This is a genomic window from Paenibacillus sp. FSL L8-0708 (assembly GCF_038009325.1).
GTDB lineage: Bacteria > Bacillota > Bacilli > Paenibacillales > Paenibacillaceae > Paenibacillus_AQ > Paenibacillus_AQ odorifer.
Genome location: NZ_JBBPBC010000001.1, coordinates 2,518,251 through 2,544,809, shown reverse-complemented (window position 1 = coordinate 2,544,809; position 26,559 = coordinate 2,518,251). Strand labels below are relative to the sequence as shown.

15 protein-coding genes are annotated in these 26,559 nt (G+C 43.2%); 6 read left to right on the top strand and 9 right to left on the bottom strand.

What is annotated here, in order from left to right; translation table 11 throughout:
• Positions 1-127: 127 nt before the first annotated feature.
• Both NYE58_RS11950 and NYE58_RS11945 read right to left on the bottom strand, forming a co-directional pair.
• Complete coding sequence (locus tag NYE58_RS11950; RefSeq protein WP_076191234.1) at positions 128-1,684, bottom strand: extracellular solute-binding protein; 1,557 nt, start codon at positions 1,682-1,684, stop codon at positions 128-130.
• A 189-nt stretch (positions 1,685-1,873) separates the two neighbouring features.
• Complete coding sequence (locus NYE58_RS11945; RefSeq protein ID WP_341001955.1) at positions 1,874-3,391, bottom strand: extracellular solute-binding protein; 1,518 nt, start codon at positions 3,389-3,391, stop codon at positions 1,874-1,876.
• A 180-nt stretch (positions 3,392-3,571) separates the two neighbouring features.
• Between NYE58_RS11945 and NYE58_RS11940 the strand changes: the two genes are divergently transcribed.
• From NYE58_RS11940 to NYE58_RS11920, 5 genes are all read left to right on the top strand, one after another.
• Complete coding sequence (locus NYE58_RS11940; RefSeq protein WP_076276398.1) at positions 3,572-5,917, top strand: helix-turn-helix domain-containing protein; 2,346 nt, start codon at positions 3,572-3,574, stop codon at positions 5,915-5,917.
• A gap of 111 nt (positions 5,918-6,028) precedes the next feature.
• The gene (locus tag NYE58_RS11935) at positions 6,029-7,483 is read left to right on the top strand and encodes a GDSL-type esterase/lipase family protein (protein ID WP_341001954.1); all 1,455 of its coding nucleotides are present in this window, start codon (positions 6,029-6,031) and stop codon (positions 7,481-7,483) included.
• A 13-nt stretch (positions 7,484-7,496) separates the two neighbouring features.
• Positions 7,497-8,597 (top strand): mandelate racemase/muconate lactonizing enzyme family protein, encoded by a 1,101-nt coding sequence (locus tag NYE58_RS11930; protein ID WP_076124972.1) that lies wholly within the window; start codon positions 7,497-7,499, stop codon positions 8,595-8,597.
• A 17-nt stretch (positions 8,598-8,614) separates the two neighbouring features.
• Positions 8,615-9,457 carry a sugar phosphate isomerase/epimerase family protein gene (locus NYE58_RS11925; RefSeq protein WP_076276400.1) on the top strand — a complete coding sequence of 281 codons (843 nt, stop codon included), beginning with the start codon at positions 8,615-8,617 and terminating at the stop codon, positions 9,455-9,457.
• Positions 9,458-9,609: 152 nt separating this feature from the next.
• Positions 9,610-10,770: a glycosyltransferase family 4 protein gene (locus NYE58_RS11920; protein ID WP_076276401.1), complete on the top strand. Its 1,161-nt coding sequence runs from the start codon at positions 9,610-9,612 to the stop codon at positions 10,768-10,770.
• Here NYE58_RS11920 and NYE58_RS11915 read toward each other — a convergent pair.
• The 6 genes from NYE58_RS11915 to NYE58_RS11890 all read right to left on the bottom strand — a co-directional run bounded on the left by NYE58_RS11915 (position 10,742) and on the right by NYE58_RS11890 (position 25,104).
• Positions 10,742-11,206, bottom strand: coding sequence for a DUF2269 family protein (locus NYE58_RS11915; protein WP_248549305.1), 465 nt, complete (start codon positions 11,204-11,206; stop codon positions 10,742-10,744). The genes NYE58_RS11920 and NYE58_RS11915 overlap by 29 nt on opposite strands.
• Before the next feature lie 149 nt (positions 11,207-11,355).
• Positions 11,356-17,637, bottom strand: coding sequence for a rhamnogalacturonan lyase family protein (locus NYE58_RS11910; protein WP_341001953.1), 6,282 nt, complete (start codon positions 17,635-17,637; stop codon positions 11,356-11,358).
• Between the two features lie 267 nt (positions 17,638-17,904).
• A complete protein-coding gene (locus tag NYE58_RS11905) occupies positions 17,905-18,453 on the bottom strand; it encodes a GNAT family N-acetyltransferase (RefSeq protein ID WP_179087504.1) in 549 nt (182 codons plus the stop codon).
• 148 nt (positions 18,454-18,601) lie between these two features.
• Positions 18,602-20,437: a UbiD family decarboxylase gene (locus tag NYE58_RS11900; RefSeq protein WP_076276402.1), complete on the bottom strand. Its 1,836-nt coding sequence runs from the start codon at positions 20,435-20,437 to the stop codon at positions 18,602-18,604.
• 115 nt (positions 20,438-20,552) lie between these two features.
• On the bottom strand, positions 20,553-21,074 hold the full coding sequence (locus NYE58_RS11895) for a serine O-acetyltransferase (protein WP_036679239.1): 522 nt from the start codon (positions 21,072-21,074) through the stop codon (positions 20,553-20,555).
• A gap of 262 nt (positions 21,075-21,336) precedes the next feature.
• Positions 21,337-25,104 carry an alpha-L-arabinofuranosidase C-terminal domain-containing protein gene (locus NYE58_RS11890; RefSeq protein ID WP_341001951.1) on the bottom strand — a complete coding sequence of 1,256 codons (3,768 nt, stop codon included), beginning with the start codon at positions 25,102-25,104 and terminating at the stop codon, positions 21,337-21,339.
• 224 nt (positions 25,105-25,328) lie between these two features.
• On the opposite strand from NYE58_RS11890, the gene NYE58_RS11885 reads away from it, so the two are divergent.
• Complete coding sequence (locus NYE58_RS11885; protein ID WP_256716512.1) at positions 25,329-25,916, top strand: GNAT family N-acetyltransferase; 588 nt, start codon at positions 25,329-25,331, stop codon at positions 25,914-25,916.
• Between the two features lie 100 nt (positions 25,917-26,016).
• Here NYE58_RS11885 and NYE58_RS11880 read toward each other — a convergent pair whose 3' ends face one another.
• Positions 26,017-26,466 (bottom strand): MarR family winged helix-turn-helix transcriptional regulator, encoded by a 450-nt coding sequence (locus NYE58_RS11880; protein WP_254848715.1) that lies wholly within the window; start codon positions 26,464-26,466, stop codon positions 26,017-26,019.
• Positions 26,467-26,559: the final 93 nt, after the last annotated feature.

Sequence of the window (26,559 nt, the reverse complement as noted above, 5' to 3'; positions counted from 1 at the left end):
CTTCCTTTCTCCTTCTTTATTCAAACACGATATTTCTGAACCCAGTGAGGAATAGAAAAGGTTGTTGAAACAAGATCAACAACCTTTTCAGCTACAATTTGTCGCTTAACTATTCGAGTACGGGTTACTATTTTTTGTATAACGCGTTGTATTCTTCAATAATCTTATCTCCACCACGGCTCTTCCAGTTCTCTACTTCCTTCTCAAATCCAGCCTTGTCAATCTGACCATAAATATATTTATAGGTTGCATCTGTAATAATCTGTTGAAGCTCTACGCCTTTTTCTGTATAGGTAGCCGAATCCATAGCAGCTGTTGGATCCGCTACACCAACTTTGACATTCTCAAGAACCAATTGATCTGCATGAATTCTTCCTGGCAGCGTGTTATAGTTCTCGTACATTCCATTGGTTTCAGCTTCGCCGATAACACTGTCCTTATATCCCTTTACTTCACGTTCAATCAATTCTTTGTCGTCAGTAGCTTTCGCTTTACCGTCTTCAACGGTATAGTGAGTACCTTCAATTCCCCAATACATCAAATTAGCTACTTCTGGGGTCATCATTTGATCAAAGAAAGCAAGAATCTTCTTCAGCTCTGCCTCATCCTTGACAGCAGATTTCGGGAACAAGACAACATTGTTATAGCCTGGAATCATCCATTGAGCATATTTTCCATCTGGACTTGCAACCATACTATGCGCATCCAAAACAGCGTCAGGGTTATTCTTAATAGTATCTTTATTGAGGGAATCAATATCTTGCATGGAGCCCCCAATATAGAGTCCACCCTTTCCAGCCTTAAACATATTTACTGCATCCGTTTTACTGGTGGCAGCGAAATCTTGATTAATGTATCCGCCATCACGAGCTTTTTTGAAAAAATCCATTGTGTCGAAATATTCATCGAAGGTAAATTCAGGCGCTAATTTGCCATCCTTCTCACCCCAGGTATTCGGTGTTCCGAACCAAGACGAAACAGTTTTGAAAGCTCCATAGGTCAACTCATTACGGTCAATAATACCGGTAGTATCTTTCTTTCCATTACCGTCTGGATCTTGTTCTGTGAAGGCTTTAGCCATTTCAAATAATTCATCTACATTAGCTGGTGCAGCAAGTCCTAATTTATCTGCCCAGTCTTTGCGGTAAATGATCCCTTGGCGTGCAAGTGGACGCCCGATATATAGGGTATAAAGCTTGTCATCTACTTTCGTGTTATTAAGAATTTCTGGTTTCAATTTGCTCAAATTCGGAAATTCGCTTAATAGTGGACCGATTTCCCAGAATTGCCCGTCTTTTATCGCTTCTTTCATCTGAATGAAGGTTGTCTGATTCTTCAAATATGTTACTTGCGGCAATGAACCCGTTGCAAAAGATGAATTCAGTTTTTCTTCATAAGTATCAGCCGGAAAAAATTGATAAGTCAGCTTCGTGTTGGTCAATTTCTCAAGTTCATTCTTAATCGTATCAGGCGGAGTCTCTGATGTATTCAATGGAAGCATGATTTTGATTTCTGTAGGTTCCTCTTTAGGTGCTTCAGTCTCTTCCACCTTCGTAGTGTTCTCTGCACTTGTAGTTGGGGCTGCTGCTTCTTCTTTGTTATTGTTGTTACCACCGCATCCAGCTAACAATGTGCTGAATGTTAACAGTGCTGTTAACAACATGGTGAAGGATTTCTTCTTCATACCATTTTGACCTCCATAATTTGTATTGGTTACGAGTTCCACGTTACATCGTCGGCAAGGTTACGAAAACAATCATTTCCCCATAACGGCGCGTTCTGAAAGGGATCTGAGCAAATGATTATCGGGATATCGCAGCACAAAAAAAATCCACCGCATTATCCGCAGTGGATTAAAACCTTTTTAACCTATTTACTTTTCTGTCCCAAACTCAGCCTCAGCATATTCCTTAATAATAAGATTGCCTCCACGAGCTCTCCATTTCTCAACCTCTTGCTGGAATCCCTCGACGGTAATGTTACCTAATATATAGTTATATGTAGCATCCACAATGATTGAAGATAACTCCATATTCTTCTCATCAAAAGTAGATGAGCTCAGAGAAACTGTCGGGTCATCAACCAGAAAAGATTCATTATCTTTACTCAACTGATCTGCTAGAGAGGTTAATTGCTCCTTCTGAGCCACTTCCATAATGTTTTTATTACTAATATCCGCGATCATTAAAGCATATAGCGGATTCACTTCCTGTACCCGCAGTTGTGAGGTTTCCTCGGGAAGGATAATTTTGCCGCCTTCAAGCTTGTAATGCCGTCCCTCAAAGCCATACATCATTATATTGGCTACATCTTTATCCATGGTCCGATCAAAAAATCCAAGCACCTGCCGAAGCTCCTCCTCTGTGGCAATGGACTTTTTGGAAAAGAGATACAGTCCGTTGTAATTGGGGATAGACCACACTTTATATCCATCAGGCCCCTCGATACGATTGATCAGCGTAAGTTCAGCCTTTGGATTGTATGCTTGAGCTTCAATTGACAACCGCTGCACATCAGTCATGCTGCCAATAAACACACCAGCGATACCGTTAATGAATTTATCGCGTTGAACCTCTTTACTGGTAAGAGCAAAGTCCTGATTTATGATTTTTTCATCATATAATTTCTTCATAAAATTCATTGTGTTCATATACTCCGTTGTTACGAATTCCGGAACAAATTGATGATTCTCTAGCTTCCAATTATTTGGTGTGCCAAAATAAGAGCTTAGTGTCTTAAATACACCATAAACAAGATCATTACGATCGACTAATCCAAGGGTATCTTGTTTGCCATTCTGATCCGGATCGTTATATGTAAATTGCCTCATTACTTCATATAGGTCATCTAAGGTCTGTGGATTGCTTAAATGAAGAGTGTCCAGCCAATCCTTACGTATTATGACACCCTGTCTGGAGGAAGGGCGTTCTGTATACAGGCCGTAGATCTTACCATCAACAGCTGTCTGCTTAAGAATAGCGGGGTCCAGTGCTTTAAGATTGGGGAACTCCTGAAGATATGGGCCGATCTCCCAAAATGCTTCAGAACGGATGGCGTTTTTCACCAGATTATAGTCTGAGAACTTCACAAAGGTGACTTTTCCCAAGGAATTAGTGGTCAACGCTGTGTTCATTTTATCGGTATAAACACCCTCAGGCACCCACGTGATATCAAGCTCCACCCCTGTTAATCTTTCAATCTCAGCCATAATATTTTTTGAAGGCTGCTGTGGAAAATGAAGGGGTGCCAAGATGGAGATGCTCGGGCGAGCTTCTTGCAGTGTGGAACCAGCGGACTTTCCATCACTGCAAGCGCTTAACATAGGGAAAACAAGCATGAAAAATAAGCAGCAACAAAACGTTGCCCTTCTACACATAAATTGTCTAAACATTTCTACAGCCTCCTAAGGTATTGTAAGGATTTTCACCCTACAGCTTGAAGATTTTCCATTTTGTAGTCATAATTAGGGTTAATGATTATTGCAGAACGAGATGATTATTGTTATTTTCCACCAGGTTTCATACACTAAGAACAAGTGTCTACTTCTACATAAGTAAAGGTGCTGAGTCCCGTGAGACCATTAAGCTTTTTAAGTAAATTAACGATTTTTGCCTTTGTAATTAGCACGTTGCCGGTGATATTCATCGGTTCTTTTTCCTATTTCACATCATCTAATGAGATCCAAAAGAACGTAAACAACAGTAAAATGGAACTTATATTACAAATCACCTCAAATGTAGAACATAAGTTAACAACTGTCAATCAAACATTAAACCAAGTGATCAACTCTAGTGTATTAAAAAAAGCACTAAATAACCCTTTAAATGAAACCGATTTCATTTTATATAATGATTTAAGAAACGAAATCCGCAATATGCAATCCTTCGATACGAAACTTGAGGATGTCATCCTGCTCAATCAGCAGCAGAACTGGATGATCAAAAATTCAGGCGTCTATCGTCTGGATGAATACAAAAACCACGCGCAACTCTCTAATCTAATGAATATAGCTGACGATACTTCATGGATTTTGAATCCATCGTCCTTATTTTATAGTGAGGAGAGCATTAACGTCACTGGCTGCAATTACAGCATCAGTCTTATCAAAAAGCTTCCCACCAATAAGCTGCAAAAATATGGGCTTGCCCTAGCTAATATTCCGGTCTGCAGTCTTCAGGATTTCATTAATTCAGATGTGCAGCCACTCGATGACATTATCGTTCTGGATCAAGCTGGCCGCTTCCTGCTCCATCCGGATACCAGCTTAATCGGAAAACCTAAAGAGCAAGGCGGATTTAAAGAAGTCCCTTTAATCTCTGATCCTTCTAAACAATCCGGACAGTTCAAGACTGTGATCAACAAAAAGAATTACTCCGTCACTTTCATGCGTTCTCAGTTAAATGGCTGGGTTTATCTATCGGTTACTTCCATGGAAAGCTTGACGAAGGAGTCCAATAAAATTGGTATGTTTACGATAATCGTGTGTACCTTTATGCTCTTATTCTCCATTCTTCTGGCCTGGATCGGCTCCAGGCGTATGTACACCCCTATCGAAAGACTGCTTAATCAGATGGGCCAACGCAAACCGGATATTAAATCGAGACATCGCAATGAATTTCAGATTATAGGAGAACAAGTTCATTCTTTGTTCCAATCCAAATCACAGCTGGAAAAAGAAGTCCGGCAACACTTTCAGCAGGTTCGTACGTTTTTTCTGATCAATGCCTTCCACGGCAATGTTAAGAAACGTGATTTACTCGAAGAATTAGGGCAATTCGGTTACCAAACCCAGCTTGAAGAATGGAAAACCATGGCAGTAATTACGTTGTCTATTGATTATGCCGAGGATTCCAGCTATGAGAAAAAAGATCTCAGCCTCTTATTGTTCGCTGCCCACAATATGATCGAAGAGTTAATCTGTCCTGAACAACGGCTGGCTCCAGTGATCATGGACCATGCGGTAGTCGTATTATTGGGCAGTCCAGATTGCGATACCCAATCTTTTCATAAGACACTGTATTCGTTAACGGAGAAGCTGCAGCAAGAAATAAATAATTATCTAAAGGTGCAGGTGAGTATTGGGCTGAGCCTGCCCTTCAACGCCTTCGATAAACTAGCCATCGCCTACAGAGAAGGTCTTGAAGCACTGAAGCATCGCATTAAGCTTGGCAAAGGCGTTATTATTCAATATGAGAACATTAACTCCGGCAAACATTATCTGAACTTGAACTACCCTACGCATAAAGAAAACGATCTAATGGATGCGATCAAGCTGGCTGAAACGGATAAAGCCAAGGAACTGATTCATTTGCTTTTTAAATCTATCTTTGCCCTTGAGCTTTCACCACAGGAATATCAAATCCCGTTGACCCGCTTACTCAATAACTTGCTCATTATGATGCAGGAATCGGGCATTAGCTTAAATCAGATCTATCATGCTAATGGCTCTATTTTTGAGGAATTACATGACCTTCATACCGTGGCTGAGATTGAGGATTGGTTCTGGAGCATGGTCATCTACCCGATGATCAAAATTTTTATCAGCAGGCAAAATGCCCAATACCAAAACATCTCTGAGAAAATCATTGATCTGATCCAACATGAATATGATACGGATCTAACCTTGGAAGAATGCGCTTCACGGCTGCATTACAACGCCAACTATATCAGCAGTGTCTTCCGTAAGGAGACCCAATACTATTTCAGCGAATATTTAACGATGTACCGATTTAAAATGGCGAAAAAATGGCTGCAGGAAACCGATATGCCGATCAAAGATATCGCAGCCAAATTAAGATACAACAATTCTCAGAATTTCATTCGATCTTTCCGTAAACAGGAAGGGATGACCCCTGGACAGTACCGGGATAACAATACAGGCGCTAAATCCAAACCAACATTTGACGAATCTATGTAAAAATCACAAAATAATCGTTCAAGGCCGAATCTAAAAAAAAAAGAGTCTCTCTTTTTTTCGGAAAATATGTTAACGTGTGCATATAACCATTTAGGGAGGAATTTGAACGCAATGTTGAACTTTCGTCTAAATACTAACCGTGTAGAACAAGATACGATTTCTCAGGAAACCTCACTACTCACCCTCTATCCGCTCGAGACGGATCACCCCCGTCCTTTTATATTGGTATTGCCTGGTGGAGGTTATCAGCACTTAGCCAAACATGAAGGAGAACCTGTGGCTCAATGGCTAAACAGTCTAGGTATTCATGCAGGTGTACTAGATTATCAGGTCGGAGATTTCAACGTCTCTTCTTTGTTAAATGATGTTGAGGAAGCTCTCAAATGGATTAGGGAAGCACCCAAAGCTTGGAATGTGATCTCAGACAAAGTAGGGATGATTGGATTCTCGGCAGGAGGACACTTAGCTTCTATCTTTTCTACCACTAGAGCAGAGAAACCAAACCTTCTTCTATTAGGTTACCCTGTAATCACTTTCCAAGAGCCCCATTCGCACAAGGGAAGCCGGCTACATTTTCTTGGAGACGACCCATCACAAGCGGAGCTTGACTCCTTTTCCTCAGAAGCCCAGGTGGATTCACTCACACCTCCAACCTTTATCTGGACAACAGCGAACGATGCCAGCGTTCCCGTGGAGAATAGTCTGTTGTTCGCCTCTGCCCTGTCTAATCAGGGAATTCCTTTTGAATTACATATCTTTGAAGAAGGGCGGCATGGTTTAGGGCTTGCAAAAGAACACCCTCATTGCCAGCAATGGCTTTCCCTTGCTGAGAATTGGTTAAGGGAACGCCAATACGTTAAAGGAGAAGAAGACCTTATGAGACAACAACTATTTATTGCAGGCGATTCCACTGCGGCCATTAAAGGCGCTGGAGAAAAACCTATGACCGGCTGGGGAGAATACCTGCAAAGTTATTTTCGGACTTCTATTCAAATCCAGAATCGTGCAATTAATGGTCGAAGCACCAAATCGTTCATAACAGACGGCCGCCTCGATGCTATCAGAAAAGACTTCCAACCCGGCGACTACCTGTTTATTCAATTTGGACATAACGATGAGAAAAAAGATGATCCATTACGTTACACCGATCCTGAAACCGAATATCGCCATAATCTCATTCAATATATAGATGCTGCTAGGCAGCTAGGGGGGACTCCGGTTCTGTTAACCTCTGTAAGTCGCCGCCGCTTTAACGCCGATGGAGAGCTGGACCCGTTTGCTGTAGGTGCTTATCCCGAGGTAATGAGACAAGTGGCAGAAGAAACGCACACTCCGCTACTTGATATTTTCCCAGCCTCGCAAGCGCTCTATCGTTCATTAGGCGAAGAGGAATCCAAGAAGTTATTCATGCATTTGCCAGCGAAAACACATCCCAATTACCCAAATGGGGTTACGGATGATACTCATTTCTCAGATGAAGGTGCCCGGGAAATTGCTAAACTTGTGGTTCAAGCTCTTAAACAAAATACAGCCTCATCTCTATCAAACTTACAACAACTTTTATAAGGAGTGATCAAAGATGTCTCTAATTAAAGAAGTTATTACGGAGTACTATCGTATCCCTTTGCCAGAAATCATGGAGGATGCTAAACATGGCTTGCATACTCATTTTGAAGTTCCCATTGTCAAAATTAGAACGGATGACGGTCGTGAAGGTGTAGGTTATACCTATACTGGCGGATTTGGCGGCAAAGCGATCTGCTCACTAATTGCTAATGAATTAACACATATCTTAGTTGGCAAAGACGCCAGCTGTGTGGAAAGTATCTGGGAGCAGATGAACTGGGGAATACATTATGTTGCTCGCGGGGGCTTGGCTAGCTTCGCCATTGCGGCATGTGACATTGCTTTATGGGATTTACGTGCAAAGAAAGCAGATGAACCTCTCTACAAACTTCTGGGTGGCGCAAGCAATGAGGTCAAATGTTATGGTGGAGCGATTGATTTAAACTTCCCATTAGAAAAGCTCCTGCGCAACAATCAAAAATACTTAGATATGGGCCTCCAGGCTGTCAAAATTAAACTAGGCCAAAAAACATTAGCTGAAGATGTGGAACGAGTGGCTGCGGTACGCCAATTGGTCGGCCCGGATGTAGCCTTTATGGTCGATGCCAATATGAGCTGGAGTGTGGAAAAAGCGATAAAAGCCGCACGTGAATTTTTGAAATACGACATTCTCTTTTTAGAAGAACCAACGATTCCGGAAGATTATGCCGGCTATGCACGGATTGCTGAAGAAACAGGAATGGCCGTTGCAGGCGGAGAGAACTTGCGCACATTAACCGAATTCCATCACATGCTGCAATATGGTCATGTTGATTTTCCTCAACCTGATGCTTCCAATATAGGCGGGATAACGGGCTGGTTAAAGGTAGCTCACTTAACACAAGCCTATAACCTTTCTGTTTCCACACATGGGATGCAGGAATTGCACGTTAGTTTGTTAGCAGCTATGCCAAATGCAGGTTATCTCGAAATGCATAGCTTCCCTATCGATCAATACACTACACGTCCGCTAGTGATTAATAAAGACAATGGGATGGCAGTTGCGCCAGAAGTAACGGGCACTGGTGTTACCTTTGACTGGGACAAATTAGCACCTCACAAACAACAATACTAATAGGAGCGATCGGTCATATGAGCATTCCCCTTCAACTAGGTGTTCGAGCACATGATTTCACACAAGTTCCATTGCAAGAGTTAATTGAGAAGATTAAGTCCTATCATTTCACTCATATCCAGTTCGCACTTAAGAAATCTTTTCCTGATAGTGCCCCTAGCCTGACGGCTATAAGCCCTGGAACAGCCAGCTATTATGGCAATGCCTTTAGACAGGCAGGTATTCAGATTGCGGTTCTGGGCTGCTATGTAAATATTGTAGACACCGATCCTCACAAACGGGCGCAAGCGTTAGCCGCGTTTAATACCCATCTGCGCTTGGCCCGGGATTTCGGCGCTAGTCTGGTAGGTACGGAAACCGGAAGTGTGGGACTTGGGTATACCACAGATAATTTTACAGAAGAAGCCTTCCAAGAGGTGGTGGCATCAGTTAAGGCCATGGTGGCGGAGGCCGAACGTTTTGGTGTGACGGTAGGAATCGAAGCAGGCCTTCATCATCCGCTGTACACCGCGCCCTTAACCCGCCGACTTCTGGATGAAGTCCCTTCTAACAATCTTCAGGTCATATTGGATTGCGCAAATCTAATGTCGCCTACAAATCACTTGCATCAAGAAGCTATTATTACGGAGGCTTTGAAGCTTCTAGGAAATCGAATTGCTGTCATTCATTTAAAAGACTTTATCGTCCAAGAAGGAGCCATAAAAATAGTCCCTGTAGGTCAAGGGTGGCTAGAGTTTGAGCCGATCCTTCGTTATATGAAATATGAACGTCCTCATATTCAAGGAATCCTGGAAAGCACTCCTGAGTCACATTTAGGAGAAAGCATTACTTTTTTACAACAGATATACGAATCCTTGTAGGGCTTCATCCCATTAAAACTAATAAATCCACTGCACACCTCTTTATCTTACCTGGTGCAGTGGATTTTTATATTCTGTTTAACATCCGTTTGACCTCCATCAAATAATCGCCTGTTATGATCAGGGCATCAAGAGTACCTGGGAGGGGTTCCATGCGTCTTGCTTTATTCACGGACACATTTCTTCCGCAAACCAACGGAGTTTCACGTACGCTTCAACGATTAACCACCCATTTGAAAGAGCGCGGTATTGAACATCTGCTTTTCTCACCAAAATCTGCTCCTGAAGACAGTTATGCCGATCCCATACGTCCCATTACCAGCATCCCCTTTTTCTTATACCCTGAATGTAGACTCGCACTGCCCAATATGTCCTCTATCCAATCAGAGCTGAAAGCTTTTCGTCCCGATCTGCTTCATATGGCAACTCCGTTCAATATCGGTCTCTGCGGCCTTCGTTATGCGCGCAAACATGATCTGCCCCATGTCGCCTCCTATCATACCCATTTTGACCGCTATCTTGAATATTACCGGATGAAAAAAATCGCTCCGCTCTATTGGAAATACATGAAGTGGTTTCACCGCTCCTGTGATGCCACCTTTGCACCATCCTACGAAACCCTCGATTCCCTCCAAGCTCAAGGCTTTCATCGCCTGAAGCTATGGTCCAGAGGCATCGACTGCCAGCAGTATACCCCCAAAAAACGCAGCCATGAGGTCCGTGAGCGCTACGGAATTACCGCACCGTTACTGCTTCTATATGTGGGAAGGATCGCCCCTGAAAAAGATATACAGACGCTTGCTCTCGCCATGCAGCAATTGCCCGAATCTATGCAATCTCAGGTTCATTGGCTGGTCGTTGGAGACGGTCCCCTTCTGCCGGAAATGCGGGCACAGGCGCCGTATAATGTCACGTTTACAGGCTATAAACATGGTGACGAGCTTGCCCAATTATATGCCTCAGCGGATCTATTCGTCTTCCCTTCCAGTACAGAAACCTTCGGTAATGTTGTCTTAGAGGCTATGGCCTCAGGACTGCCTGTCCTCGCAGTAAATGAAGGTGGGGTGAAGGATCTGGTCACACCCGGCCGCACAGGAATAATTGTCGAGCCCCGCTGCCCGGATGCTTTTATTCGTGAGATTTGTGCATATGTAGAGCACCCTCAAAAGCTAGCTGCTATGGGGCATGAAGGCCGACAGCTGGCACTCGGCCGCTCTTGGGAGAATATTTTTGATGGACTCATCCGCGATTATGAAGAGATCATTGAGAATAGGCGTTATGATCTTATACCGGCTTTACTACCATTAATATAATAATGACGATAGTAAGTACATGAACCGCCGCTTCTAGCGGAGCGATCTTGTTCATAGCGGTAGTATAACCATCAGGAATTTCTTCCCCTTCGCTGCTCATTACGAGCTGGGTTAGCTTTTTCAATCGGGGCTCAACCATTCCAATAATAATCACTTCGATCACGATAAAAAATAATAACGACAGATTTAACCACAACACCGACAAGCCCATTTTATCTATGATCATTAACAAAATACCTGTAACGATCAGGGTGATCCCACCTGTCTTAGGGAATCTGTTTATTTTCTTCATAAGACCAAATACAAAACGAAGCTGACTGCCTGTCTTGGCTGAGCTTGTCAGTATTGGCAGCACAAAAGCTGGTCCAATTCCCACTATGGATGCTATAACATGTATAACTACCACAAGCTTTGAGATCATATGCGTCAAATCCATATTTACAATCCCCCCTATCATTCGTTGTTTAGATTCATATGAGGCTGTTAGGAGAATTAGTCTTGCAGAATCCTTTAAATCTTAGATAATCTAAAAAAAGCGCCTAGCCGGATATTACCGACTTAGGCGCTTTTTCAACAAATATTCAGTTATTTTACCGTAACTTTCATGATCGCACTCTCATTTACCCCTTGATCATTCAACAGCTCAGCCCGGTATTCATAGACGCCTGGAGAACGGTTAGTGATGGAAGTAGAAGCCGTTTGTGCGTTTGGGGTACCCGCTGTTAAAGTCTGAGTATCGATCAGTATTCCGTTCTCATACAAGCGATACTCTTTGCCGTTCATCCCCCACCATAAATTCATAGTCACTTTATACTCTCCATCACCATCCCAGTTGTCATTGGACAACACCGGCTTAGCTGGTGCAGCATCCTTCACGATAACCACATGAGCAGCAGACACCGTTGTGCCAAAAGAATTGGTCAGCTCAGCCGTATAGGTGTAGGTTCCGTTTTCTTTTCCGGTAATATTAGTCACTGCAGTCTGTGCAGCTGGGGAATCATCACGTAAGGTTTGCGTGTCGATTAAGGCACCGTTCTCATATAGCTTGTAGACCGTACCATTATTGCCCCACCACATATTCATTGTGATTTGGTAATCCCCGTCCAAAAGTCCTGTATCCTGCCCATTATTATTGGATAGAACCCATTGCCCCGGAACACCTGTAGCCTTCTGAGGTCCACTTACGAACACAATCACTTGTTCTGTCGTCGAAAGTCCAGCGTTATTAATGGCTGTTGCGATGAACGTATGCGCTCCCGCAAGCCCTGTGAGTGGAATCTCATCTCCATAAACGATAGGTTTACCATCAAAGGTAATATCCAGACTGCGAATGCCAGACTCTGGATCTTCCGCTACGACCTGCACCTTCAATACATCCGTTTCACTCATTTGAGCAGAAGGTAAACCAGAAATCGTAGGTGGTGTAGTATCTTCAGTTTCTCCCGGTGAGCCTACATATTGAATTTTTGGAGCCGCTGGTTGTTCCATCCCTTCACCAAGAAAGAATCCAGGGTGCGGAGGTTGATTATAGCCTACATTTTGCCAAGCTACTGCCAGGCGGTAGATCGGATCATGCATCAATGTGCGAATACGATAATCTGTCATATCCGTTGTTGTGTAGATCCGTAGTTCAGAACTGTCCGTTGCCCGCCAGATCACTTCTTCACGCCAATCCCCGAACAGATCTGCCTGCAAGCTTGGATTCGCCTTGGTGCCATTATTTGAAGAAGCACCTACAGCCGTCAATAAGTTAACCGTTGTCTGATTGGTATAGTCCCACTTATCCACTCGATTCGCATCCAGTAATTCACGTAAAAGATCACCATCCCACCAAATACCAAAATTCGTGGAGGAAGGCAGTTTTTTAGTGATTAGTTCCCCTTGCGCACTGTATAGGCCCGTAACAGGTATATGCTCCTCATTGGTGATCGTTGCAGCCCATACCTCTTCGCCAGCATATCGCGGATCAATATCTGCTGACATTCCCCGTCCAGTATCAATCCCCGTGAATACACCCCATAATATTTCTCCTGTAGCTGCATCACGCATTTCAATCCCATACTTCGAATCGGTATGCTCATGAACATCAAAGACTTCCAGCCCGGGTCTGGTAGGATCAAGGTCCCCGAAATGAATTGCATCACCATGGCCAAGCTTTGTATTATACAGCGGCAATCCGTCATCGTCGATTGCCATCGCGCCGAAGGTTATTTCGTCCTTGCCGTCACCGTCCACATCGCCTACAGAAAGATTGTGGTTTCCTTGACCAACATAGTCTCCATATCCTTCATCATTAGAATCGAAACGCCATACTTTCTCGAGCTTGCCCTCGCGATAATTGTAAGCTGCAAGTACGGTTCTAGTATAATAACCGCGGCTAAAAATCACGCTTGGCTGCTCGCCGTCTAAATAAGCTACAGCTGCCAAAAAGCGGTCTACACGGTTACCATAGGTATCCCCCCAAGCGCCAACATCTCCACGTGGCGGATCATAATCAACGGTATCCAATGCCCGGCCTGTTGCCCCTTCGAACACCGTTAAATATTCATTGCCCAGCAGCACATAACCCGAACTGTTACGATAGTCTGCACTGGCATTGCCGATGACTTTTCCTTGACCGTCCACTGTGCCATCTGCCGTCTTGATCATAATTTCGGCACGTCCATCACTATCCAGATCATATACCAGGAATGGAGAATAGTGTGCGCCGGCACGAATATTAGGCCCTAAATTAATCCGCCATAAGCGAGTTCCATCTAATTTATAAGCGTCCAAATAGACAAGTCCAGTATACCCAGCTTGAGAGTTATCCTTGCTGTTCGAAGGTGACCACAGCATGATGATTTCATATACACCATCACCGTCCAAATCACCTACACTTGCATCTCCCGCACTATACGTATACGGTTGACCATCCTTGGTGTAATCATCTGCTGGCTTTTGCAAAGGGATCGATAGATATTGCTTCTGCCATACGCTGAATGGTTCCGAAGCGGATTTCTCGACTCCATTGATTACTGATGTGATTCTATATTTGGCATCCTCCGTGCCTTTAGTATCGAGATAGTTCGTGTTTTGAGTAATCAACGAATCATTAAGTTTCTTATCGCCACGATACAGATTGAATCCTATCGTTTCCGGATCCAGACCTAACATCCGCCAGCTGATATAAACACCCTCATCTGTCTTAACCGCTACAGGCGCACGATCCAGCGCCTCCATCTTCCGGTATAATGTTGTCACCGCTGAGGTTTCCAACGTAGCGGATAGATCAGAGATGCCGCCTGCATTTACCGAGGCTACTTTGTAATAGTAAGGAATGGTAGTCAGAACGGTCGTGTCTGTGTACGAAGCTTCGAATGATTTGCCGATCAGGATGAACTCACTGTCTGCGGATTTCGCACGATAAATGTTGAACATCCGTGCATCCGGTACCTCATTCCAAGTAAAGGTCACATCATTTTTGTTCGTAGATTGTACAGCTAGACTACTAGGTACGGCTGCTTTTGCTACGGAGGGGTCAATCATAGACACTTTTAGCGCATTGGAGCCTACGGATTCCAGTCCCGTGCTGTCGACCGAAGTTACCGTATAGATATATTCCATACCAATATCCGCAGTGGTATCTGTGTAGAGCGGCTCTGTTGTCTCGCCCAGCAGCTCTGCACTATTCGCAACCGTAGCCTGACGATATACACGGTATTTCAGCGCACTCTCCATACTATCCCAAGAAAGATTAGCTGTGATAGGCTCACTGTTTAAATCCAGGCTACCCAGTTTCAGATTCGTTGGGGCTAATAATAACGGTGTGATCTCCAGCCCATTGAGATGAGCGGTTGTGCCACTAAAGACAAGATTCATCTGCCCGTCTTTGACAGCAATCTGGTTATACAGCTTCTCAGCAATATTTTCCTTACCTGAGGAGACTGTTCCGTAATCTTTGCCTTCAATGGCTACATTCGTCTTGGCAGATCCAATCCAATCTCCTGTATAGGTCTTAACAGAGTAATAACCATTGGGTAAATCAACTTTGAATTCATACGATCCTCCAAAATAAATCACAAAATCTCTGCGCAGATCGTCCGTCGCATTTCCCCGATCCCGATCAATCATCCCTGCACTCGAGGTCAAACCATATCCACGTTCTGGGGTATACAGGACATTCACATTCACTTCCGTATAACCCGCAGCAACGGGTGAACCAACAGGTCCAAAATCATAACGATACTGAGCGGATTTCGTAGTCAGCTTCACTTCATCTGAAGGCTCAGACTCTCCTAGCCCGTTCACTGCAGTCACTCTTACCGAGTAGCTTTGACCTTCAACCAACCCGCTTAATGTCAATGAAGGGACAGTTGAAGTTCCCGCTAAGGTATAAGCAGATTCGGCTTCTGCCGCTAGCTTACGATAGATTTTATAGATATCTGTACCTTCTACTTTATTCCATTTCAGTACTGCACCTGCATTACTGATACTCCCAGCTACAAGACCTTCAGGCTTCACAGGCACCGTTTCCGGCTGTTTGATGTCCTGCACAAAGCTGGAGAGTGGAATATTTAATTCCCCTATTCCTTTGGCCAGCAGACGGGCCATTTGAATGGCTCCGTATTCTTGAAAGTGAGTATCGTCTGTCGAGCCATTTGGGAAAGCACCATATATCCCTGCATCGAGGTGAAGGAATACAGAGCGTGTAGCTGCAAAACCGATAGAATTGTAATAAGCTACACTGAGTGCGCTAAGATCGACCAAATCAACATCAAGTTCACTTGCTACTTCTTTCATAGCCTGCACATATTCTGGAAAGCTCACATTAAATTTTTCGCTCGCGGCATTATAATCTCTGCGGCCCATGGGGGTCACCAGAATCGGAGTTGCTCCTCTTTGCCTAGCTCCATTGACATATGTTTTTAAATAAACTTTGTAATCGGCTGGAGAAGCATATCGGTCTGGAACGCTAATCGTTGCGTCATTATGACCAAACTGGATCAGGAAATAGTCACCCGGTTGGATCTTACGCAGTACTTCATCCAGCCTTCCCTCGACAATAAATGACTTAGAGCTGCGGCCTCCGATAGCGTGATTCTTAAACGTTACTTCCTCACTAAAGAAATCAGGAATCATTTGTCCCCAGCCTGCTTGTGGTATCCAATAAGGATCATAAGTCTGCACGGTTGAATCACCCGCAATATAAACCGTTGGCAATTCATTAGCAGGACGGTCTGGCTGCTTAGTAATCACCAGTGCATTGATATTTGGCTTAGTGCCAGAGAACACCAAGTTCATTTGTCCATCCACCAAAGCGATGTCAAAGCTCATTTCCAAATACTGGCCTGCTGTTTTGCTCGTCTGTTGAACTTTTTGAATGGATTCGACTTTGATGCCAATCTCTGTTTCTCCGGCGCTGTCACCAGCGATAAGTGACACTGTATAATCGCCATTCGGTAAATCTACATTAAAAGTTGCATCCTTAGGGACCACAAAATCTGATCGCAAAGGATCTGAGGTTCCTCGGTCTACCCCAGTTACTTTCGATATATCTGTAAATCCATATTTAACCTCAGAGGAATAAGATACCCCTGCATCTACCTTAAGATAACCTTCAGCCACAGCACCCGGACCAAAATCAAAGGAATAAACATCTCCTTCTGGCAAAGTTCCAGGAGGCGTATACACGGCGCTTTCCACCTTGTCAGATAGCTCTGATTCGCCTTGGTCATTGGCTGCCTTCACCCCATAATATTGCCGTTTTGAGGTGTCCGCTGAGGCATCCGTAAATGTCGTCTTCTCTGACTGGCCAATCTCATGGAATGTTCCATCTGCTGAATCAGACCTTAAGATCGTATAGCGGCTAGCTCCAGCCACACTGTTCCAATTCAGTTGAACAGAACTTACACCGACACTGACAATTGAAAGACCGGTTGGTGCTGCGGGAACCTCTCCCCCCGGAATTTTGTCTACGGTCACAGATGCGCTCAAAGCAGATTCCTCACCCTTTCCATTTACAGCTGACACATTGTAAATGTAACCACTGCCTTCATTTACATCTGAATCCACGTAGCTGTTAGCAGCAGCTTGACCTATGGCTTGAAGGGTTCCACTAGGAAGAACCGTTCGATAAATATTGTAATAGACTGCTTCTGTCACGCTGCTCCACCCTAGAGATACCTCAGTGGGAGTGATATTATGAACCACTAATCCCTCAGGGGCTTTCAATGGACCTGGTACAATCTGCTGAATAATTAGTCCATTTAAATATCCGCCAACCCCTGTACCCGTAATGCCGACGGTCAGTTGACCATCTTGAACAGTCGTCCGGTAGGTAGCTTGATTTACAGCTTGCTTGCTGCTTATCGACCCAGCCGTGCTACCTTCCAAAGTAATCGTAGTTTTGGTTGTACTTGTACCTGCTAGTAAATCTCCTGAGTATACAGTCACATCGTAATCCCCATTAGGAAGATCCACCAAAAAAGAATAGGACAGTCCCAATACAAAATCGTTGGTCATATCGTCTCCACCCGAACGATTCCTTGAAGCAACCGCCTGATCTAAACCATACCCTAGCTCATTCGTATATAACTTAGATTCATGCACGCCTGTATAACCACTCATAACAGGACTTGTTGCTGTTCCAAAATCATATTGCAAGGTTATTGGACCTGAAGCTGCACTGGCCTGTTGCACACCAAATGTTGTAGATGGAAGTATTGATGAACAAATGAAGATCCACGACAATAACACCATAAATATTTTATTTCCAAGCTTATTCCTCTTCATCTTCTGTGCTTCACCCGCTTTCTTATGATTAAAAGAACTTAGTACGCATCTAGCCCCGTTGTAGTAAACGCTTACAATAAGCTTCGTTGTCATTCGTTCTTCAAATATAAGTTCACTTCGTGCGCGTATCCCCTCCTCTTTGCTCAGGCAGCTGGATGGTAGATGATTCCAGTTTCACTCATATCCAACACGATACTACCACCTAAGTGTCACTCTGAACATTTAAAAAACAGATTTTATCATACACTAAACCGTTCAATTTCTTCGCCTATAGTTATAAAAACCTACGATTTGGGAAGAAGTTAGGACAGAAGAATCAGTGAGGGGACACCCGCTTTTGAGATCACGACAACAGTTTTGCTATTCCGTCATCCTTAACCATTCGCTTCTGAGCAATCCATAGGAATAAGTATCATGCCAGATTGGCTCTCCATTACTATCGTATTTAAAATAACCCGTCTGCAAAAAATGTCCTTCTCGACGAAGCTTCAATCGTTCAAGCAGTTTCCATGAGCGTGTATTTTCGGGATCACAGTTCGCAATCACACGTCTCATTTTCAGATTATCAAAGCCATAGTTTAACAATTGATTACAAGCCTCTGTAGCATACCCGCTTCCCTGAAAATCAGGGTTAAAAACATATCCAAATTCCCAAACGCCAAAAACCTTTGGTTCGCTCGCTTGAAAATATAAGTTGCCGATCATTTTTGTCGTAGATTTAAGACAGACTGCCCAAAAAGCACGGTCCGATGACCGTCTGAGTGCCTCAGTGCGAGATTCATCTGCATTAAACACGGAATAGGGCTCATATTTCACAACACTTTCTTGCGACAAATATTCATGAAGGTCTTTCCAATCCTCTGCTGAGAACCTTCTAATCCATAAACGTTCGGTTTCCATAATTTCCATCAGAACAACACTTCCCCAATATTAATAGCAAATATATACCATACAACCCATAATACCCCTATTTCTTTTTTATTTCATATGAGCAAAATCATTTCACAAACAGCAAATAGGCCTCCTTGGATTCCCAAGAAGGCCTATGAATGTTTCTCTATATCTTGACTCTGCTTAAACTGCCACCTGACGCAAATAATCGTTCGATATGCTTCTGAACGGTTGGGTCTGGGATCAGTGGCGGGGCTTGATGGGGTTTTACCCGAGCATCAATAATCACGTTATCACAGGACCAATGTTTATACTCAGTAGAACTGTTCACTCCATAGATATCATGAGATGGATTACTGCGGGTGAACGTCGCCCATAGGAAATTGTCGATCTTTTCACTCAAAAACTCGCTATCATCACACAAAATAATCATTGGGCAAGAAGGAAGTGACCCTTGCTCCTGAATAGCTTCACTAAGCTTGTTCATTTCCAGTGCTGCTTCAGCGTAGCTTGTGAATTTAGCGCCTTGAAGGGCAACAAGACCAGGCATCACCATTCGTGCATGTTCAAATCCCTGTAATTCTTTCAGCAGGCCTGGCACCTCTGTACATAGCTCTCTTTTCTTATCCCCTACTGCTGCGAAGATCACTTTACTTCCGCTGTTTAATCCTGTGCCGGAATAATCAAGTGTATCAATCGTGGTATTGGTATAGAAATGAATATCTCTATGAAGATTAATCCGCTCTAAGATATACGTCAAGAAATCCTCGATATTATGTGTGCTGATAGGCTGATTCTCTTCTGCTGTAATAAACAAAAACTTAGCTAAACTAAGCTGACCCGTCCCTAAAATCCGGTTAGCAATGGTCAGAATTTCCGCTGGCTGCTTTACTTGCTGATAAGGCGTATAACGTTCACTGCCAATGGCGAACAGCAGGGGATGAACACCCGCAGCATCGACTGCATGAACTTCTTTGACGCCCGGAATTTCTTGGCGGATAGCCCCACCTGTCAGCTCGTGAATTAACTCACCAAACGCGGTATCCTCTTGTGGCGGCCGGCCGACAACCGTAAATGGAAAGATTGCATTTTTTCTGGCGTACACTTTATGTACTCTCATTACTGGGAAAGGGTGAACCAAGCTATAATAGCCTAAATGGTCGCCAAAAGGCCCCTCCGGCTTCGTCTCACCAGGGTGAATTTCACCTGTTATTACAAAGTCCGCATCATTGCTTATACAATAACCATCCACATAGCTATAGCTGAAATGGCGTCCTGAAAGTAATCCTGCAACGATCATCTCACTCATTCCCTCAGGCAAAGGCATAACCGCCGATAAAGAGTGAGCGGGTGGTCCACCGATAAAACAACTCACTTTAAGCGGTTGTCCTTGGCGGTTCGCTTTTTCCTGATGTACGCCAATGCCGCGATGAATTTGATAATGAATGCCCACTTCTTTATTTAATTCATACTCATTTCCAGTCAGCTGCACACGGTACATTCCCAGATTGGAATTCATAATGCCCGGCTTGTCCGGATCTTCTGAATACACCTGCGGCAAAGTTACAAAAGCACCACCATCTCCCGGCCAATGTGTGATTAGCGGAAGATCAGAGATACTAATTTCCTGAAAACCGCTTGGCAGACCCCCTGGCTTTTTAATCGGCAATGCTTTTCTCGCGGATAATCCGGTACCAACATATTTAAATGGATTTTTGAGTGCTTTTACGGGATCGTTGCGAAGGGCAATTACGTTATGTGTGGAGTCCCAAGTACGCCGAAAGATAAACTTACTGCGCTCTATCGTTCCAAAAAGGTTAGATACGGCCCGAAACTTCGAGCCTTTTACATTTTCAAATAATAATGCAGGTCCACCAGCCTCATAAACCTTTAGGTGAATCGCCGCCATCTCTAGATAAGGGTCCACTTCTTCCTGAATACGAACTAAATGTCCGTGTTTCTCTAAATCATTAACACACTCTTCTAAATTGCTATATTTCATTTCATTACTCCGATCTCTAGAAGGTTATTACAAGATTACTTGGATGCTTTAATTATACCCTGTAAGATATTAAAATAAAGCGCACGCGTACCCTATGTACTAGAACCTAACGTCTTTATCTTGTATTCTCTGGTTTCGGTTCACTCCGCAATATATTTTTAGCAGGAATACCTACAGCCGAAGCGTTATCCGGCACATCCTTTACCACGACAGACATGGCCCCGATATTAACATCGTTACCAATGACAACCGGTCCAAGAATCTTGGAGCCTACTCCAATAAAAGCTCTGTCTCCAATCACTGGCTCTCCTAAGTTATTTCTCCCGCCAATAGTCACTTGATGAAAAATAGTAGCATGGCTTCCAAGCACCGCTTTAGGACTAATGATAATCCCATTTAAACCATGCGGTAAATGAAGCGCGTCACCAATTTGAGCTTGAGCGTGAAGCTCGCCATTCGCAAGAATACGGACAAAAAGCACATCCATTATCCGGTACAAAAGCCACAAAGGTTTTCGCACGATGCCATTCTTCACTCGATAATACACCCAATTTCCATAACGATAAGTAAACAAGGCCATAATCGTTTGAGGATTTTTCAGATTTGCTTTCCAGTCCGTTTTGAATGATTTCATCATTTTGTCGTTCTCCTTTTTAGGGGCTAGGGGGTATGCACTGTATTCTGGAGTAATGAAGGCAGCTGTGGAAAAAACATCTGGAAGGATCGCAGACTGGAGGGTCAGTCGGGTGATGTACTTTCACCAGTGTAAGATAGATTCTGAGATTCATCAAGCAAGTGGACAGTTCTCTCTATATAATCATCAACCGATTTAGAGGCTTGTTAAACAACAACACGCGCCGAACAAAAAGATCGGCGCGTGTTGAACAGCATATTTTCTATTAAATCAGATCCAGAACAATCACATTCACGGAATTGGCAGCTAGCTTCACAATTGCCGTGTCTTTATCAATTACGATTTCCGTTTCAACTGGTGTAACCTTCTCATCATTTTTTCTGTTCACATTAGGTGTGTGAACCAGCGAGGCGTCTCCGGTTAAGGTAATCCGTTTACCCGTAGCAGCTACTTTTAAGCCTTTTAGATCAAGCTTCGTTGCTTTTTCTACACCATCCGCATTTACAAGCTTCACATAAAGATGCTTATCATCTTTAGTTACAGAATTGTATACCTCTCTGTTATAAGCCTCAAGCTTATAATCCAGTACTTTGCTTGTTACCTTGCCATCTGTATAAGAGCAAATCAAATGTTTGCCATCTGCTCCGCCATAATTAACGGTGATGGTATATTCCGTATGATCCGCAAGCTCTTCATAGCAACTGGCTCTAAGGTTACCAGCAGCGGTACTAGAGGAATAATCGCCGAGAGTATAAGCCTCAATCCCTTGCTTGTACACCTTGACTCCTGTGGCATCGCCATTATAGCCAATTGCATATTCGATAACATCTTTATTTTCCGGTGAGATTTCTGTCAGACCTGCGCCTACATAGAAGCCATCTTCGCCAGAAGCTTTTTCAGCTACAACCTCTACTTTATAATTAGTCCACGCGTCATTAAGGATATACAATCCATTCAATCCATTCAATCCGCCATTCTGCGCTTTCAATACCAGACCTTTGGAAGGATCAATCGTATATCCGGCAGAGCCAGGAATCACTTTCCAAGCTTCATCCAGCGGCTGCGTGAAATCTTGATCCAACCATACACTGCCATCTACATTCGAAGTCACTTTCACCCGTTTCACGATCACAGCTGATTTCCCGGCAGCCACTTCAATTCCTCCATGAGGAATGAGGTCTACCTTCTCCCCGTTGCGATAAGTCGAAAATGAGGTGCCAACCACTTTGGTTCCCAGGTATTTAGCATACAGCTGCTGAACATAATAGTTCGGTGTGTACCATACGGTTTCATCATCGAACCAGATGCAATCCGGTGTCCATCTATAGGTGCCATCTGTCAGAACCTTGTTGAACAACGGTGCCGTTGCCGCCAATCTAATCACATCAGAGTTATTCTCGAAGCTGGACATAATCGCCGCCTCAGCAACAGCTCCTGCCAATGTGTTTTTATCTGTGGAAGCATATTCGCCCACAAAAACCTTTGAAGTTTCAGCCTCATCCAAGCTGCCGTCTTCCTTATAGGCTCTGTAATAGTAGTTGTAACGATCAGCATTCTCTAACAAATATTCATTGGAACGGTAGTAATGCTCATCCGCAATGGTATCCATGTAGTTCTTTTGTTTTTCGTACCAGGTAACAGTCTCTTCGATGCTCGATGTACCATCCGTAAAGCTGATTTTTTCCGAGCCCTGTAAATTTCCGCTTAGGAATTTCCAACCTTGCTGGTAAGCATCATCATCTGCCTGTGCACCCACGGTAGAGAGAATAGTCAATTCATGATCAGGATAGTTCTTCACCATATACTCATCAATCACTGTTTTAAAATATTCGAAGTTGGCGAAAAACTCTGTACCCCAGTTTTCATTCCCCACACCCAAATAACGCAGATCAAACGCTGCTTCATGGCCCATCTTTTTACGCAATGCAGCCCACTCATTATTGTCAAAATCCATGCTAATCGCAAAATCAATCAGATCCGTAAAGTTCTTCACATAATAATCTCTTAACGCACCGCCAGCTGGATTCGCATAATCCGAACGAGCTTGACAGAGTACGCCGCAGGCCATAACCGGAAGTGGTGTTGCGTTCAAATCCTCGGCTAATTGGAAATACTCCATATATCCAAGACCCATGGTCATCATGTAGCCCCATACGTTATAGTTCTCTTTGCGCAATTCGATATCGTTGACGGACTCTTTCCAATCGTACACGTTCTCCCAAATGTGAGAACCTTCAGAAATACAACCCCCAGGGAAACGCAGGAAGGTAGGATGAAGATCAACGAGTGCATTCACTAAGTCTTTTCGCAATCTATAGTTTGAATTTCCTTTATAGTTAGCATGAGCTGTAGCAGAACGTTCCTCTTCACCAGCGCCCCAAACGTCATCAGGAATTAAGGAAACCATATCAATGGAGATCTCACCGTTAAAGGTTAAAGCCAGCTGACCAAGCACAGTTTCAGATCCTGTTAATACAAGCTTTGAATCGACACCATACTTCTTCCAGCTGCCGTCACCGTTTACTTCAACAACTGCAGTATCGCTGATGGCTTTACCGTCTTTGTCGAGCAATTGCAAGGTAATTGTGCCCGCTGCTTCTGCCTTCGCCCAAATCGTGAAGTTGTACTTGGCATCTTCCTGAATAAACATCGAGCAGTGCTGATTGGAATCGGCAAAACCTCTATTATTAATCGTCGCGCCATCCGCTACCGTCACATAATGCGCATTCATATCTTTATCATCGATGCCGAAGAAATCGTTTAATCCGCCTGTATTATGGACAGTCATTTGGTCTGTATCCCCAGACCATGCGTGAAGAGGTGTATAATTTCTTCCGGTGGAAGCACCATGTACACCACATACATGCGAATAGCTGTCAAAAGCAAAAGATTCGAAGGAGCGATTCTGCACTAGCTCTGCATAGATCCCACCGTCTGCTGCATTGTTAATGTCCTCATAGAATAAACCATATAGAATTTGGCTAACATCCAAAATCTCCTGATTGCCGTCAATCGTTAAGGTGTAAGGTGGCAAATCTTCCGGAAGCACAGACACAGTGAAGCTCTTTTCTACTGTACTAGCTCCCTTTTTCAAATGTGCTGTAAGTGTTACGCCTTGAGCAGATTGAACTCCTTTATTCACAACGCCTTCATTAGAAATGACTTTGGTATCGCTGGATACCCAAGATACGTCAACTTTCCCGCCCATCAGCGAAGCTGGCAATTCGATATCTTTGGTAATAATCGAGCTTGGGAAGGTTAAGTATTTATCTTTTGCAAGCTTAACGATATCTTCATCCGTCAAAGATTCGCACATAATTTCAATCACTTCATCTTGAGTTAAGCCTGCTTTATATACACGGAAGTCTGAAATATAGCCGCCAAAATCAACATCTGCCGCGTACTGGGATTTCCCGATTGTATTATTGCTATAATTCAGTTGATCTTCAAAAGTAGCAAACCATGTGCGCAGCTTAGCATATGTGCCACTAGAGGTTTGGCTGATCATGCCATCCGCAACTACTTCACCATTTACATACATCACAGGTCCTGCACTGCTTAGTGTTCCACCTTTTGTGCCTGTAACTGCAAAGGAAACGTGTACCCATTCATCAGTCGCAAAGGATTTCCCTGGATCTGCAATTAAGTCTTCCCCTGCAAAACAAGTGCCCCGCAAATTGCGAGTTACAAAAAGATAAGGTCCTGTTTCACCTTTACCAAAATCAAAAATTCTTTCCCATAAGCTTGAAGCTTTGCTTACATACATCCAGGTCGAAATCGTAATTCCTGTATGGTCACTGACCTCTTTAAGCAGATCGTTAGGTAATGAAATATAGGATGTGCCATGTTCTCCCCCAGCAAGCGAAACAGCTTGTCTACCTGCTACGGATTTAATAGCCGGCAGCTTCGTACCTGAAGCGGTTCCATCATTGCCGTTCCCCGAGAAATCTTGACCTACATCCTCTGGATTATCAAACTTATAATGCGCAATTAGACTACCATTAATAAATTTGTTACCGTTGTCATTTTTCATAGAAGATCACCTGTTATCTTTATAGTAGAAATCTTAAAAACCTAACAATATTAGTTCATTGCCGTTTATACGAAACATAATAACATATTTTATAGTCAATTAATATATTAACCAATTAATATTTATGTGAAATAAAAGAAAACATTTTTTATAATCAAATATTACCAAATCAATCAATTGTTTCATGGTAAAATATCTGTTAGTTAATAAAGGAGTGGTGAAAGTTGAGCGAGGTTGTGAATGAAGAGGCCAATTCTAGTGATTTATTTACGATTGATTGTAAAGATATTTTTCTGCGGGAGTATAGCGTGGAGGATTTAGAGGAGTTTCATGCGCTTACTCTACAGCCTGAAATTATTGAATTCTTGCCAGATTGGAATGTTCCTAAAGAACAACGGTTGGACTGGTTAATAAACTATGAAATAAAAGAGAACCAGCAGTTTCTTCAAGCGATCTCAGCGGGCGGAGATATCGGAGAGCTTCGTCTTCGTTTAGGCATTATTTTAAAAGAGTCCGGTGAGTTTATTGGTTGGTGTTGTACAGGAATTAAGGATGAATTGCCCGTTCCTAACAGAGAGATTATGTATGCCATATCCAAGGATCATCGCGGTAAAGGCTACACTACTCAAGCTGCCAAGGGATTAATTAAGTATTTGTTTGATAATAGCTCTACCGATGTATTAAACGCCATTGCTCTGAAACACAATATCCCATCTAATAGAGTCATTCAAAAATGTGGTTTCGAGCTTCTTGACGAGATTACAATTGAACATGAAGACTATAATTATTACCGGCTTTCCCAGCAACAGTAGAATGAACAGGTAGGATGTAAATAGCGCCCCACACTAAAAAACCTCTGTATGGGAAATGGAGATTCGGTCCATTTACCAAAACAGAGGTTTTATTGTGAATTCATGACTGTTGCTTCATGCGAAGCATTTGATCCAAAAGCTCTTTCACATCTTTTTCTGGAAAAGCTGCAAGCAGGGTCTCTTGAAAGGTATCTTGTGCACGGAGGAGCTTGTCTTCGCCAATGGCAGTCAAGGCAGTATAGATACTTCTGCGATCAGCATCACACGCTTTTCTTTCTAAAGCGCCACAGCCTTTGGCCTCAAAACGACTAACCAGTCGGGAAACTGCACTCTGGCTTAAACCCACCATAGCTTCGAGTTTCTGCAATTTCAGTTTCTTCTCCGGCGCTTCCGACAAAAATAACAGCAAATAAAATTCTTTTAAGGATAAGCCATGTTTGGCTTGTAGATTAGCTTCCAATTCATTCGTCACATTCATTTGTATATGCGTTAACGTCAACCAACTCGTTATAAGTTCATTGTTAAGAATGTCGCCCATTTTATTATTCATCTCCCGGGTGTATGGCTTTTCATGATTTTTTCCTTCTATATAATAGTACTACAATCCACAACCATACATAAAGTATAGGTTCGATACTTATAC